Source organism: Streptomyces sp. NPDC107550 (assembly GCF_055639095.1).
The window spans coordinates 159,279-172,649 of sequence record NZ_JBVKBC010000013.1 but is presented as its reverse complement, the minus strand read 5'-3'; the positions used below and the strand labels follow the sequence as shown (position 1 = coordinate 172,649).

General features: G+C 72.1%; 9 protein-coding genes. 6 read left to right on the top strand and 3 right to left on the bottom strand.

The genetic code is table 11. The features are described from left to right. The first annotated feature begins 466 nt into the window (after nucleotides 1-466). The 5 genes from ACZ7LY_RS19615 to ACZ7LY_RS19595 all read left to right on the top strand — a co-directional run bounded on the left by ACZ7LY_RS19615 (nucleotide 467) and on the right by ACZ7LY_RS19595 (nucleotide 6,205). Nucleotides 467-562, top strand: coding sequence for an Ms4533A family Cys-rich leader peptide (locus tag ACZ7LY_RS19615; RefSeq protein WP_471625894.1), 96 nt, complete (start codon nucleotides 467-469; stop codon nucleotides 560-562). A gap of 213 nt (nucleotides 563-775) precedes the next feature. Beyond that, nucleotides 776-2,497 carry an ABC transporter substrate-binding protein gene (locus ACZ7LY_RS19610; protein ID WP_471625893.1) on the top strand — a complete coding sequence of 574 codons (1,722 nt, stop codon included), beginning with the start codon at nucleotides 776-778 and terminating at the stop codon, nucleotides 2,495-2,497. Between the two features lie 2 nt (nucleotides 2,498-2,499). After that, on the top strand, nucleotides 2,500-3,549 hold the full coding sequence (locus ACZ7LY_RS19605) for an ABC transporter permease (RefSeq protein ID WP_471625892.1): 1,050 nt from the start codon (nucleotides 2,500-2,502) through the stop codon (nucleotides 3,547-3,549). Then, a complete protein-coding gene (locus ACZ7LY_RS19600) occupies nucleotides 3,546-4,535 on the top strand; it encodes an ABC transporter permease (RefSeq protein WP_471625891.1) in 990 nt (329 codons plus the stop codon). Before ACZ7LY_RS19605 ends, ACZ7LY_RS19600 begins: the two co-directional genes overlap by 4 nt. Next, nucleotides 4,532-6,205: a dipeptide ABC transporter ATP-binding protein gene (locus tag ACZ7LY_RS19595; RefSeq protein WP_471625890.1), complete on the top strand. Its 1,674-nt coding sequence runs from the start codon at nucleotides 4,532-4,534 to the stop codon at nucleotides 6,203-6,205. Before ACZ7LY_RS19600 ends, ACZ7LY_RS19595 begins: the two co-directional genes overlap by 4 nt. Before the next feature lie 86 nt (nucleotides 6,206-6,291). On the opposite strand, the gene ACZ7LY_RS19590 is transcribed toward ACZ7LY_RS19595, so the two are convergent. The 3 genes from ACZ7LY_RS19590 to ACZ7LY_RS19580 form a co-directional block, all read right to left on the bottom strand. After that, nucleotides 6,292-7,818: a Gfo/Idh/MocA family oxidoreductase gene (locus ACZ7LY_RS19590; protein WP_471625889.1), complete on the bottom strand. Its 1,527-nt coding sequence runs from the start codon at nucleotides 7,816-7,818 to the stop codon at nucleotides 6,292-6,294. 222 nt (nucleotides 7,819-8,040) lie between these two features. Further along, nucleotides 8,041-10,968, bottom strand: coding sequence for an FAD-binding and (Fe-S)-binding domain-containing protein (locus ACZ7LY_RS19585; protein ID WP_471625888.1), 2,928 nt, complete (start codon nucleotides 10,966-10,968; stop codon nucleotides 8,041-8,043). 14 nt (nucleotides 10,969-10,982) lie between these two features. Next, complete coding sequence (locus tag ACZ7LY_RS19580; protein WP_471625887.1) at nucleotides 10,983-11,426, bottom strand: MarR family winged helix-turn-helix transcriptional regulator; 444 nt, start codon at nucleotides 11,424-11,426, stop codon at nucleotides 10,983-10,985. A 128-nt stretch (nucleotides 11,427-11,554) separates the two neighbouring features. On the opposite strand from ACZ7LY_RS19580, the gene ACZ7LY_RS19575 reads away from it, so the two are divergent. Continuing rightward, nucleotides 11,555-13,369 carry an ABC transporter ATP-binding protein gene (locus ACZ7LY_RS19575; protein WP_471625886.1) on the top strand — a complete coding sequence of 605 codons (1,815 nt, stop codon included), beginning with the start codon at nucleotides 11,555-11,557 and terminating at the stop codon, nucleotides 13,367-13,369. Nucleotides 13,370-13,371: the final 2 nt, after the last annotated feature.

The window sequence follows — 13,371 nt, the reverse complement described above, 5'->3', positions numbered from 1 at the left end:
CTGCGCGAGCGGCCACGACGCACCCGGCACTCTGGGGCTCCGCCCCAGGCCCCGCTCCTCAATCGCCGGAGGGGCTTGGATTGACCGGCGCTGAGACCAGCCCCGTCAGGGGCGCGGGGAACTGCGCGAGACGCTCCACCGGGGCTGTACTGGACGTACAACGATCACGCACCCGGCGCTGGGGTGCCGCCTTGCCCACCCTGCCGCCCCAGGCGGCAGATTGCCCAAGGTGGCGGGGGGCGCCGAAGAAGTGCCGGGGTTGGCAGCCCCGTCTGGGGCGCGGGGAACTGCGCGAGCGGCCACGACGCACCCGGCACTCTGGGGCTCCGCCCCGGCCCCGAGTCGGCGGCGAGGCCAGCTCACCAGGACCGGGTTGGCACAGCGCCCAGCGACCCCGTCCGGATCCTGAGACCCCGTCTCACCCCCGCGTTGACATCGCCGACCAGCGTGATCCATATTCCTGTGCATGTCACGCAACCCCCTCACCCCCACGAACGCCGCCATCCGGCTGGCGCTCATCGGCGTGACCGGGCTCTGCGTCTCCGACGTCCACTGTTGCTGACGCCTGCCGGCGTACCCGTCACGTGATCCCTCCGGGGGCCTGAGCCGGCCCCGCCGAGGCCGTTCCCGACTGCGTACCCGCACCCCCTCCCCTCGCAGGCGCGACAACCCCGGTGTCCCAGCACCACCCCCCGACTCCTCGGTGCCGCCTGCGCGGATTCATCCCGTTCTGTCAGCATTCCGCGCTGGCCGCAGCCCGAGAGGTCATGTCCCGATGCGTCAACCACCCTTCATATCCCGCCGCCTCACCGCCACCACCGCCGCCATCCTCGTCGTGGGCGCCGCCGCGACGGCCTGCGGCCCGCAGGACGGCAAGAGCGAAAGCGCCGCCGCGTCGGGCACGCCGCACAAGGGCGGCACGCTCACCGTCCTGAACAGCAGCCCGCAGACCGACTTCGACCCCGCCCGCCTCTACACCTCCGGCGGCGGCAACGTCCCCTCCCTCGTCTTCCGTACGCTCACCACCCGCCACCGCGAGGACGGCGCCGCCGGCGCGAAGGTCGTCCCCGACCTGGCCACCGACCTCGGCAAGCCGAGCAAGAACGCCACCGTGTGGACGTACACGCTCAAGGACGGTCTGAAGTACGAGGACGGCACCCCGATCACGAGCGCCGACATCAAGTACGGCATCGAGCGGTCCTTCGCCGCCGAACTCTCCGGCGGTGCCCCCTACTTGCGGGACTGGCTGATCGGCGGGGCCGACTACCAGGGCCCGTACAAGGACAAGAAGGGCCTCGACTCGATCGAGACGCCCGACGCGAAGACGATCGTGTTCCATCTGAACAAGCCCGAGGGCGAGTTCCCGTACCTCGCCACCCAGACGCAGACGACGCCGGTGCCGAAGGCCAAGGACAAGGGCACCAAGTACGAGCAGCACCCGCTGTCCTCGGGCCCGTACAAGGTCGTCAGGAACGAGGGCGACGGGGAACGGCTCGTCCTCGCCCGCAACCCCCACTGGTCGGCCGCGACCGACGACGAGCGCAAGGCGTACCCGGACCGCGTCGACGTCCGCTCCGGGCTCGACTCCGCCGTCATCAACCAGCGGCTGGCCGCCTCGCGCGGCACCGACGCCGCCGCCGTCACCACCGACACCAACCTCGGCCCGGCCGAACTCGCCAAGGTCAGCGGCGACAAGCAGCTCGCCGCCCGCGTCGGCACCGGGCACTTCGGCTACACCAACTACATCGCCTTCAACCCGAAGGTGAAGCCGTTCGACGACCCGAAGGTCCGCCAGGCCATCGCCTACGCCGTCGACCGCTCGTCCGTCGTCAACGCGGCGGGCGGCTCCTCGCTCGCGGAGCCCGCGACCACGTTCCTGCCGAACCAGAAGTCCTTCGGGTACACGCCCTACGACCACTTCCCGGCGGGGAGGTCCGGCAACGCGGCCAAGGCCAGGGAACTGCTCAAGGAAGCCGGTCACCCGAAGGGCCTGACCGTCACCCTCACCCACTCGAACGACAAGGACTTCGCCACCAGTCCCGAGATCGCCACCGCGCTCCAGGAGGCGCTGAAGAAGGCCGGTATCACCGTCAAGCTGCGCGGCCTTGAGGACAACGACTACCAGGACACCATCCACGACGTGAAGCGCGAGCCCGGCTTCTTCCTCGCCGGGTGGGGCGCCGACTGGCCCTCTGGCGGCCCGTTCTTCGCCCCGGTCTTCGACGGCCGGCAGATCGTCAAGGACGGCTACAACTTCAACTCGGGCTTCCTGAACGACCCCTCGGTCAACAAGGAGATCGACGAGATCAACAAGCTGACCGACCTGCGCGCCGCCGCGAAGCGATGGGGAGCGCTCGACAAGAAGGCCGGCGAGAAGGCCCTGACCGTGCCGCTGTTCCACCCGGTCTACAAGCGGCTGTACGGCAAGTCCGTCAAGAACATCGTGATCAGCGACTGGACGGGCGTGCTCGACATCTCGCAGGTGGCGGTCAAGTAGCCATGACACAGACACTCCTCGCCGAGGAGACGGAACCGGCGGGGGCCGTGCACGCGGCCCCCGCCGCCGGGGGCCGCTCGTTCTGGCGGCGCCTGCGCGAGCGCCGCGCGGCCCTCGTCGCGGGCGCGGCCGTCGCCCTCCTCGTCCTCGTCGCCCTCGCCGCACCCCTGCTCACCGCGCTGGAGGGGCAGGACCCCACCACCTACCACCCGGCCCTGGTCGACTCGGCCACCGGAGGCGTCCCGCTCGGCTCGTTCGGCGGCATCAGCGCCGACCACTGGCTCGGCGTCGAACCCCTCACCGGCCGCGACCTGTTCGCCCGCGTCGTGTACGGCGCGCGCGTCTCGCTCGGCGTGGCGCTCGCCGCGACCCTCGTCCAGGTGGCCGTCGGCGTCGCCGTCGGGCTCGCCGCCGGACTCGGCAACCGCTTCGTCGACCAGGCCCTCAGCCGCGTCACCGACGTCATGGTCGCCCTGCCCACCATGGTCATCGCGCTCGGCGCGCTCGCCGTCGTCCCCGCGTCCTTCCCGCGCCCGGTCCTGATCGCCCTGATCATCGGCCTCGTCGGATGGTCGGGCACGTCGAAGATCGTGCGGGCGCAGACCCTCGCCCTCAAGTCCCTCGACCATGTCGCCGCCGCCCGGCTCAGCGGCTGGAGCGGCCCGCAGGTCGCCCGGCGCGAGCTGCTTCCGGCCCTGGCCACGCCCGTCCTCACGTACGCCGTGCTCCTCTTCCCCGCCAACATCGTGGTCGAGGCGGCCCTGTCCTTCCTCGGCGTCGGCATCAAACCGCCCACACCGTCCTGGGGGCAGATGCTCAGCAGCGCCGACGCCTGGTACCAGGCCGCGCCCGGCTATCTCCTGATCCCCGCCCTGCTCCTGTTCGGCACCGTCCTCGCGCTGACCGTCCTCGGTGACGGCGTGCGCACCGCGCTCGACCCGCGCGCGGAGTCCCGGCTGCGGATCGGCACCGGACGCACCGGACGCACGGGAGGCACCGGAGGCACGGGCCGCGCCGGACGCGGCACGCGCGCGAAGGAGGCCGGCGCATGACAGGCTTCCTCCTCCGGCGCGCGAGCGGCGCGGTCTTCGTCCTCGTCGCCCTCAGCATGGTCGTCTACGCCGCGTTCTACGTCGCTCCCGGTGACGTCGCGCAGATCGCGTGCGGGCCGCGCTGCTCGCCCGCGCAAGTCGCGCAGGTCAGCGAGCAGTTGCACCTCGGCGACCCGCTGTACGTCCAGTACGCCCACTTCGTCGAGGCACTCTTCACGGGCCGCGACTACTCCACCGGGACCGGCGTGACGCACTGCCCGGCGCCCTGCCTCGGCCTCTCGTACCAGAGCGACCAGCAGGTCACCGGACTCATCCTCGCCAAGCTCCCGGCGACCGCCTCCCTCGTCGCCGGCGCCTTCGTCCTGTGGATGCTGCTCGGCGTCGGCACCGGCGCCCTGTCGGTGTGGCGGCGCGGCCGGATTACCGAACGCGTCCTGACCTGGATCACCCTCGCGGGCATGGCGACGCCCGTGTTCGTCATCGGCCTGCTGCTCATCATCCTCGCGGTGACCTGGCTGCAGATCCTGCCCTTTCCGGACTACGTGCCCTTCACCGACGATCCCGAACAGTGGGCGTGGAACCTGCTGCTGCCGTGGATCGCGCTCGCTCTCGTCTCCGCCGCGCCCTACGCCCGTATGACGCGCTCGGCCATGCTGGAGACGCTGGCCGAGGACCACATCCGCACCTTCCGCGCGTACGGGATCAGCGAACGGACGCTGGTCGGACGGCACGCCCTGCGCGGCGCCCTCGCGCCCGTCATCGCCCTCGCCGCGCTCGACGTGGGCGCGATGTTCGGCGGCGCGGTCCTCACCGAGTCCCTGTTCGGCATCCCCGGGGTGGGCCGCGAACTCGTGGAAGCCGTCAAGAAGGTGGACCTCCCGGTCGTCGTCGGCCTGGTCCTCACCACCGGATTCTTCGTCGTCCTCGCCAACGCCGTCGCGGACGTCCTGCACGCGCTCGCCGACCGAAGGGTGGTGCTCGCATGAGCCTGATCGATGTCTCCCGTCTCTCCATCGCGTTCGGTGACGTACGCGCCGTCCACGACCTGTCGTTCACGCTTGAGCCGGGCCGCGCGCTCGGTGTCGTCGGCGAGTCAGGCTCCGGCAAGAGCGCCACGGCGTACGCCCTCCTCGGCCTGCACCGGGGTACGGGTGCCGAGGTCAGCGGCGCGGTCCGGGTCGCCGGCGTGGACGTGAACGCGGCGGACGCGGCCGGACTGCGGGAGCTGCGCGGCGGCCTCGCCGCGATGGTCTTCCAGGACCCGCTGTCCTCGCTCGACCCGTACTACGCGGTCGGTGACCAGATCGCGCAGGTCTACCGGGCGCACCACCGCGTCTCCCGGCGGGCGGCGCGGGCGCGGGCCGTCGAGGTGCTCGACCGGGTCCGCATCCCCGACGCGGCGCGGCGCGCCCGGTCCAGGCCGCACGAGTTCTCCGGCGGCATGCGCCAGCGGGCGCTCATCGCCATGGCGCTGGCCTGCGAACCCCGGCTGCTCATCGCCGACGAGCCGACCACCGCGCTCGACGTGACGGTGCAGGCCCAGATCCTGGACCTGCTGCACCAGTTGCGGACGGAGACCGGCATGGGCCTGCTCCTCGTCACGCACGACGTGGCGGTCGCGGCCGAGTCCGTGGACGACGTGCTCGTGATGAAGTCGGGCGAAGCCGTCGAACGCGGCCCGGTCGAGGACGTGCTGCGGGCGCCCCGCGAGCCGTACACCCGGGCGCTGCTGGCGGCGGTGCCGCGTATCCCGGCCCCCGGGAGCGCCGTCGCGGCGCGGGGCGTGGGGGACGTGCGGGACGCGGGGGACGCCGGGGCGACCACGGCGGCGGGCGACGGGGCGCCGGCGGCCGGGGACGCGCGGGGCGCGGGCGCGCCGCTGGTCGAGGCCGTCGATGTCGTACGGGTCTTCGGCAAGGGCGCGGCCGCCCACACCGCCGTCGACGGCGTCTCCCTGACCGTCCGCCCGGGCGAGGTGCTGGGCGTCGTGGGGGAGAGCGGAAGCGGCAAGACCACGCTCGGCCGCATGCTCGTCGGGCTGCTCGCCCCCACATCGGGCAGTCTGCTGCGGCGGGCACGCGTCCAGATGGTCTTCCAGGACCCGCAGTCCTCGCTCAACCCGCGCCGCTCCATCGGCGAGTCCGTCGCCGACCCGCTGCGGGCCGCGGGCGGGCGCGACGAGCACGCCATCCGGTCCCGCGTCGGCGACCTGCTCGAACGCGTCGGCCTCGATCCCGGCCACTACGACCGCTACCCGCACGAGTTCAGCGGGGGCCAGCGCCAGCGGGTCGGCATCGCCCGCGCCCTGGCCGCGGACCCGGACCTGATCGTCTGCGACGAGGCCGTGTCGGCGCTCGACGTGACGACCCAGGCACAGGTCATCGCCCTGCTGCGCCGGTTGCAGCGGGAGCTGGGACTCGCCTTGGTCTTCATCGCCCACGACCTGGCCGTCGTACGCCAGATCAGCGACCGGGTCGCCGTCATGCGCGCGGGCCGGATCGTGGAGGAGGGCGACGCGGAGACGGTGTACGCGGCACCGCGGGACCCGTACACCCGGCAACTCCTCGCCGCGGTCCCCTCGCTGGACCCCGGCCCGGCGGCGCGCCGCCGCACGGAACGGGCCGAGACGCGGACCCCTTCCGTGCAGGCCGCCTGAGCCCGGGCCGCCGGCCGGACATGACGGCCTCCTGCCCCCGGACGCGCCACACCACGCGACGCGACCGGGGACGGGAGGCCGGGCCGCTACGCCTCCTGCGGCTTCTCGGAGTCCAGTCCGGGGCGCGCGTGCCTCCACTCGCCGCGCGTGAAGTCGGGGATCTGCTGCGGCGCGCCCTGCGCCTTGATCGACAGATGGCTCAGCGGGACCGGCGAGGTCCAGGTGGCCGCGTCGTACACGTCGAAGTCCGGTACGAGTCCCAGGCGCATCGTCTGCATCAGGCGGTACACCATGATGTAGTCCATGCCGCCGTGGCCGCCGGGCGGGTTCGCGTGCTCCTTCCACAGCCAGTGGTCCCAGTCGGCGTACCGCGCGAAGTCGCCCCACTCGTCGTCGGAGTGGTCCGGCTCGATGTAGATCCGCGCCGGGTAGTCCTCGAACACGCCCTTCGTGCCGCCGAGCTGGTTGATCCGCGAGTACGGGTGCGGGGTGCTGACGTCGTGCTCCAGACGGATCACGCGCCCCTTGGCCGTCTGGAGGAGACTGATCGTGCGGTCCGACTCGATGTACGTCTCCTTCCAACTCGGGTCGCCCTTCGGCATGTGCTCCGCGCGGTACGCGGCGAGGCCCAGCGCGGGCGTGCCGAAGCTGGAGATGTGCGTGACGCGGTCGCCCCGGTTGACGTCCATGTAGGAGGCGACCGGCCCGAATCCGTGGTTCGGGTAGAGGTCGCCGCGCAGCCGCGTGTGCCACAACCGGCGCCACGGCCCCTCGTAGTAGTCGGGGTCGAACATCAGGCCCCGCAGATCGTGGTTGTAGGCGCCCGCGCCGTGCAGCAGCTCGCCGAACTTGCCCGCGTGCGCCATGCGCAGGACACGCATCTCGTTGCGCCCGTAACAACAGTTCTCCAACTGCATGCAGTGGCGGCGCGTACGTTCCGACAGGTCCACCAGCTCCCACAACTGGTCGAGCTGGAGCGCGACGGGACATTCGACGCCGACGTGCTTGCCGTTCAGCATGGCCGTCTTCGCCATCTCGAAGTGCCAGTCCCAGGGCGTCGCCACGTACACGAAATCGAGGTCACCGCGCTTGCACAGGTTCTCGAAGTCGTGTTCGCCCTTGACATAGGTCGCGGGCGCCGGCTGGCCCGCCGCCGTCACCTTCGCCGCCGCGCGCTGCGTCTTGTCCTTCACCGGGTCGCACAGCGCGACGACGCGCACGCCCGGCATGGCCAGGAAGAGGTCGATCATGCCGCCGCCCCGGTTGCCGAGGCCCACGATGCCGACGCGCACGGTGGAGCGCCGCTCGAACGGCACGCCGACCATGGTCCGGCCCTGCCGCGCGGGCGTGGCCATGGCGCTCGCCTCCGCCTGGCCCGCCCCGGCGGCCTGCGGTGCGGCCGTCGCGGGGGAGGAGCCCCCGAACGCGGCGAGGCCGAGGCCCGCGCCGGCCACCCCGGCCGTCCGCAGGACGTCCCGCCGCGAACGGCCGCTCCCTGTCCCGATGTCGGCGTGCCCGGCATGCCCGGCGTGCCCGATGTCCCCGGGGTGACCGCTATCGGCGGGAGCGTCGGCAGGGGCGCCGGTGTGGGTGACGTGCTCGTGGTCGTGCATCGAACCTCCACGGTGGTGGGTGCGGTGCCGGTCGAACGGCAGCCACCCTGGAGGCGGTACGGGACAGGCGCAAGGGACGGAAAGGAAGAAGTACTTGGACTTCCTTTACCGCCCCTTGGCTTGTTCCTTACGGTCTGTCGTGTGCGGTCGGGTCCTTACGGTCTGTCCAGTGCGGTCTGTTCCGTACGGGCCGGGGCTGATGGACCGTAGAGGCCCCCGTGGTCAGCGACGGCCGGGGCGCGTGGCGCGCTCCAGCTCCAACAGCACCGACCGGTAGGAGCGGCCCGTCGCGTGGTCCATGCCGACCTCGCACATCCGGTTCGCCGAGAGATGGGCGTCGTACGCGCGCGAGGTGACCTCCGCCGCTTCCTTGCGGGTCGCGGACTCGGTCAACTCCTTGTGCAGCATGCCCCGGTCGCCCGCGAACGCGCAGCAGCCCGCGTCGTCCGGCACCACCACCTCGTCCGCGCACGCCTCGGCGACCGCCTTCAACTGCGCCACGTCGCCCAGGTGTTCCATCGAGCAGGTCGGATGCAGCACGGCGGACCCGACCGTGCGCCGGATCGTCAGCTCGGGCAGCAGCTCCTCCGCCGCCCACACGATGGAGTCGACGACGGTCAGTTCCGCGTGCAGCGCCCGGTTGTCGTCGGTGAGGTACGGCACCACCTCGTGCGCGATGCCCAGCGTGCACGACGACGCGTCGACCACCAGCGGGAGCCGGCCGCCCGCGGTCCAGCCCCAGGCGGCCTCCACGATCCGGTTCGCCATCACCGTGTTGCCCTCGTCGTAGCCCTTCGAGTGCCAGATCGTGGCGCAGCACGTGCCCGCGACGTCCCCGGGGATCCACACCGGCTTCCCCGCGCGCGCGGAGACGGCGACGACCGCCTGCGGCAGCGTCACATCGCCGGGCGTGCCGAAGATGCGGTTCACGCACGCCGGGTAGTACACGGCGGCGGCCCCCACCCGCTCGGTACGCGGCAGCTTGCGGGCGGCGGCGCCCGGGATCTCCGGCAGCCACTCGGGCACCAGATCGGGGCGCACGGCCTTGCGGGCGGCGCCCGTGACCGCCGTCAGCAGCCGGTCGCCGATCTTGTCGGCCGCCGCCACCGCGAGCCGCGCGGACGCCTCGACCGCCTTGAAGTTCTTCGCGGCCAGCGCGGCGACCCGCTCCTCGCGCGGCGAGTGCCGGGCGTGCCGGAAGCCCTTCATGAAGGCGCCCGTGTCGATGCCGACCGGGCACGCCAGCTTGCACGTCGAGTCGCCCGCGCAGGTGTCCACCGCGTCATAGCCGTACGCGTCGATCAGCGCGTCCTCGACCGGCGAGCCCGCGGGCTGGCGCATCATCTCGCGCCGCAGCACGATCCGCTGCCGGGGCGTCGTCGTCAGGTCCTCGCTCGGGCAGGTCGGCTCGCAGAACCCGCACTCGATGCACGGGTCGGCGATCAGCTCGACCTTGGGGATCGTCTTCAGGCCGCGCAGATGCGCCTTCGGGTCCCGGTCCAGCACGATCCTCGGCGCGAGCACCCCGTCCGGGTCGATGACCTGCTTCGTACGCCACATCAGTTCGGTGGCGCGCGGGCCCCACTCCAGCTCCAGGAACGGCGCGATGTTCCGCCCGGTCGCGTGCTCGGCCTTGAGCGAGCCGTCGAACCGCTCGACCGTCAGGCGGCAGAAGTCGTCCATGAACGCCGCGTACCGCTCGACGTCCGCCGGGTCGCCCGCGTCGAACGCCAGCAGGAAGTGCAGGTTCCCGTGGGCCGCGTGCCCCGCGACGGCCGCGTCGAAGCCGTGCCGCGTCTGGAGCTCCAGCAGCGCCTCACACGCCTCGGCGAGCCGCGACGGCGGCACCGCGAAGTCCTCCGTGATGAGGGTCGTGCCCGAGGGACGCGACCCGCCGACCGCCGTCACGAACGCCTTACGGGCCTTCCAGTAGCCGGCGATCGTCTTCGCGTCCCGCGTGAACTCGTTGGTCACGGAGGGGACCGGCGCCACCAGTTCGAGCCCTTCCAGCGCCTTGGCCGCGGCCTCCTCGTACGCGCGCTGCCGCTCCTCGTCGGGGGCGCGGAACTCCACCAGCAGCGCCGTCGTCTCCTTCGGCAGCCGCGCCCAGTCCTGCGGGACGCCCTGCACGCTGACCGACGCGCGCAGGGTGTTGCCGTCCATCAGCTCGACGGCGAGGGCGCCCGCCTCGTTGAACACGGGAACCGCCGCCGCGGCCGCCGGCAGCGACGGGAAGAACAGCAGGGCCGTCGACACCTTCCGGTCCAGCGGCAGCGTGTCGAAGACGACCTCGGAGATGAACCCGAACGTGCCCTCCGAGCCCACCATCAGGCCGCGCAGGATCTCGACCGGCGTCGCACCGTCCAGGAACGCGTCGAGCCGGTACCCGTTCGTGTTCTTGATCTCGTACTTGGCGCGGATACGGCGGGTCAGCTCCGCGTCCGCCTCGATCTCCCGCTTGATGGCGAGCAGGCCCTCGCACAGCTCCGGCTCGGAGCGGGCCAGGTCCTCGTCGGCGCGCGGGTCGCCGGTGTCCACGACGGTGCCGGACGGCAGCACGAACGTCAGCGAGGCGACCGTGCGGTAGGAGTTGCGGGTGGTGCCGGCGGTCATGCCCGACGCGTTGTTGGCGACGACGCCGCCGATCGTGCAGGCGATGGCGCTCGCCGGGTCGGGGCCGAGGACGCGGCCGTGCCGGGCCAGCGTCACGTTGGCCCGGACGATCGTGGTGCCGGGGCCGATCCGGGCCCGCTCGCCGTCGCCGAGCACCTCCACGCCCGACCAGAACTTACGGACGTCGACGAGGATGTCCTCGCCCTGCGCCTGACCATTGAGCGAGGTGCCGGCCGCGCGGAAGACGACCTCGCGGCCCTTGCCGTGCGCGTACGACAGGACCGCCGAGACGTCGTCGATGTCCTCGGCGACCACGACGACCTGCGGTACGAAGCGGTACGGGCTCGCGTCCGAGGCGTAGCGCACGAGGTCGGAGACGCCGGTGAGGACCTTGTCCGCGCCGAGCAGCCGGATCAGCTCCGAGCGCAGCGGTTCGGGCGTGCCGCCCGCCTGCCCGTCCGTGACCCGGTCGGGCGCGGGGGCCGCGCGGCGGCTCCCGGGTCGCAGTGCTTCCGGCTTCGGCTCCAGCAGCGGCATGGCCTCTCCACAGTTCAGCAGTCGCGGTCGCGCGGGGCTTCGAACAGCGCGTTCAGCAAAGTGGTGAGCTGCGCGCGCTGGCCCGCGTCCAATGGGGCCAGGATCTCCTCTGCGGCCGCGCGGCGCGCGCCGCGCAGCTCCCGCAGGGCGGTCCTGCCCCGCTCGGTCAGTTCGATCCTGATCACCCGGCGGTTGGTCGGATCGGGCACCCGGCGCACCATGTCGGCCGCCTCCAGGCCGTCGACGGTGCTGGTCACGGCGCGCGGCACGACCTCGAGGCGCTCGGCCAGGTCCGCCATCCGCGGCGGCGTGTCGTAGTGCACCAGCGTGCGCAGCAGCCGGGACTGTGCGGGCGTGATCCCGACCGGCTCCAGTTGCCGCTTCTGGATGCGGTAGAGGCGGCGGGTCAGCCGCAGGAGCTGCTCGGCGAGGAAGCCGTCGGCGTCCGGGGTACTCATGCGGGAACATTATCAGGACCCCGTGCATTGTGAGTATAGGTAACAATGAGCTATGCTCCTCATGGCCGGGCCCGGTCCCTCCGTACCGGCCGAGCCCGTGCCCCGTGTCCCGTACGCCTAGGAGGCCCATGCGCCACGCAGACATCGACTGGACGCCCCCTCCTGATGCCACCGCATCGGGCCGGCCGCGCCAGATCCGCCGGATCCTGACCCTCTTCCGCCCCTACCGAGGCCGCCTCGCCGTCGTCGGGCTGCTCGTCGCCGCCGCGTCCCTGGTCACCGTGGCGACGCCGTTCCTGCTCAAGGAGATCCTCGACGTCGCCATCCCGCAGGGCCGCACAGGGCTGCTCAGCCTGCTCGCCCTCGGCATGATCGTCAGCGCCGTCGTCACGAGCGTCTTCGGCGTCCTGCAGACCCTCATCTCGACCACCGTCGGCCAGCGCGTCATGCACGACCTGCGCACCGCCGTCTACGGCCGGTTGCAGAGCATGTCGCTCGCCTTCTTCACCCGCACCCGCACGGGCGAGGTCCAGTCCCGCATCGCCAACGACATCGGCGGCATGCAGGCGACCGTGACCTCCACCGCGACCTCCCTCGTGTCCAATCTGACGAGTGTCGTCGCCACCGTCGTCGCCATGGTCGCGCTCGACTGGCGCCTGACCGTCGTCTCACTGCTCCTGCTGCCGGTGTTCGTGTGGATAGCCCGGCGCGTCGGCCGCGAGCGCAAGAAGATCGCCACGCAGCGCCAGAAGCAGATGGCCGTCATGGCGGCGACCGTCACCGAGTCGCTCTCCGTCAGCGGCATCCTGCTCGGCCGCACCATGGGCCGCGCCGACTCCCTCACCCGCTCCTTCGCCGAGGAGTCCGACCAGCTCGTCGACCTCGAAGTCCGGTCGAACATGGCGGGCCGCTGGCGGATGGCCGTCATCAGCATCGTCATGGCCGCCATGCCCGCCGTCATCTACTGGGCGGCCGGCATCGCCTTCCAGCTCGGCGGCCCGACCGTCTCCATCGGCACGCTCGTCGCGTTCGTCTCGCTCCAGCAGGGCCTGTTCCGGCCGACCGTGAGCCTGCTCCAGACCGGCGTCCAGATCCAGACCTCGCTCGCCCTCTTCCAGCGCATCTTCGAATACCTCGACCTGCCCGTCGACATCACCGAGCGGCCGGACCCGGTCCACCTCGACACCGTCAAGGGCGAGATCCGCTTCGAGGACGTCGACTTCCGCTACGACACCGAGGACGCGCGGCAGCGGCCCGTGCTCGCCGGCATCGACATCTCCGTCCCCGCGGGCGGCAGCCTCGCCGTCGTCGGCCCCACCGGCTCCGGAAAGTCCACGCTCAGCCATCTCGTGCCGCGCCTGTACGACGTGACGGGCGGCCGGGTCACCATCGACGGCGTCGATGTGCGCGACCTGGACTTCGACACCCTGGCCCGCGCGGTCGGCGTCGTCTCGCAGGAGACGTACCTCTTCCACGCGACGGTCGCGGACAACCTCCGGTTCGCCAAGCCCGACGCGACCGACGAGGAACTGCACGCGGCGGCCCGCGCGGCCCAGATCCACGACCACATAGCCGCCCTGCCCGACGGGTACGACACCGTGGTCGGCGAGCGCGGGCACCGCTTCTCCGGCGGCGAGAAGCAGCGCCTGGCCATCGCCCGCACGATCCTGCGCGACCCGCCGATCCTCGTACTCGACGAGGCGACCAGCGCCCTGGACACCCGCACCGAGCACGCCGTGCAGGAAGCCATCGACGCCCTGTCCGCCGACCGCACGACGCTCACCATCGCGCACCGCCTCTCCACGATCCGCGACGCCGACCAGATCGTCGTCCTGGACGGCGGCCGCATAGCCGAGAGCGGCACCCACGAGGAACTGCTGCGCAGACAGGGGCGCTACGCGGCACTCGTCCAGCGCGACACGCGGCTGGAGACAGTGGCGTGAGG

Bases quoted from the DNA above. Each gene is read 5' to 3' on its own strand.
- ACZ7LY_RS19610 (WP_471625893.1), top strand. From the start codon at position 776: ATGCGTCAACCACCCTTCATATCCCGCCGCCTCACCGCCACCACCGCC.
- ACZ7LY_RS19605 (WP_471625892.1), top strand. From the start codon at position 2,500: ATGACACAGACACTCCTCGCCGAGGAGACGGAACCGGCGGGGGCCGTG.
- ACZ7LY_RS19600 (WP_471625891.1), top strand. From the start codon at position 3,546: ATGACAGGCTTCCTCCTCCGGCGCGCGAGCGGCGCGGTCTTCGTCCTC.
- ACZ7LY_RS19585 (WP_471625888.1), bottom strand. From the start codon at position 10,968: ATGCCGCTGCTGGAGCCGAAGCCGGAAGCACTGCGACCCGGGAGCCGC.
- ACZ7LY_RS19575 (WP_471625886.1), top strand. From the start codon at position 11,555: ATGCGCCACGCAGACATCGACTGGACGCCCCCTCCTGATGCCACCGCA.
- ACZ7LY_RS19590 (WP_471625889.1), bottom strand. From the start codon at position 7,818: ATGCACGACCACGAGCACGTCACCCACACCGGCGCCCCTGCCGACGCT.
- ACZ7LY_RS19595 (WP_471625890.1), top strand. From the start codon at position 4,532: ATGAGCCTGATCGATGTCTCCCGTCTCTCCATCGCGTTCGGTGACGTA.
- ACZ7LY_RS19580 (WP_471625887.1), bottom strand. From the start codon at position 11,426: ATGAGTACCCCGGACGCCGACGGCTTCCTCGCCGAGCAGCTCCTGCGG.
- ACZ7LY_RS19615 (WP_471625894.1), top strand. From the start codon at position 467: ATGTCACGCAACCCCCTCACCCCCACGAACGCCGCCATCCGGCTGGCG.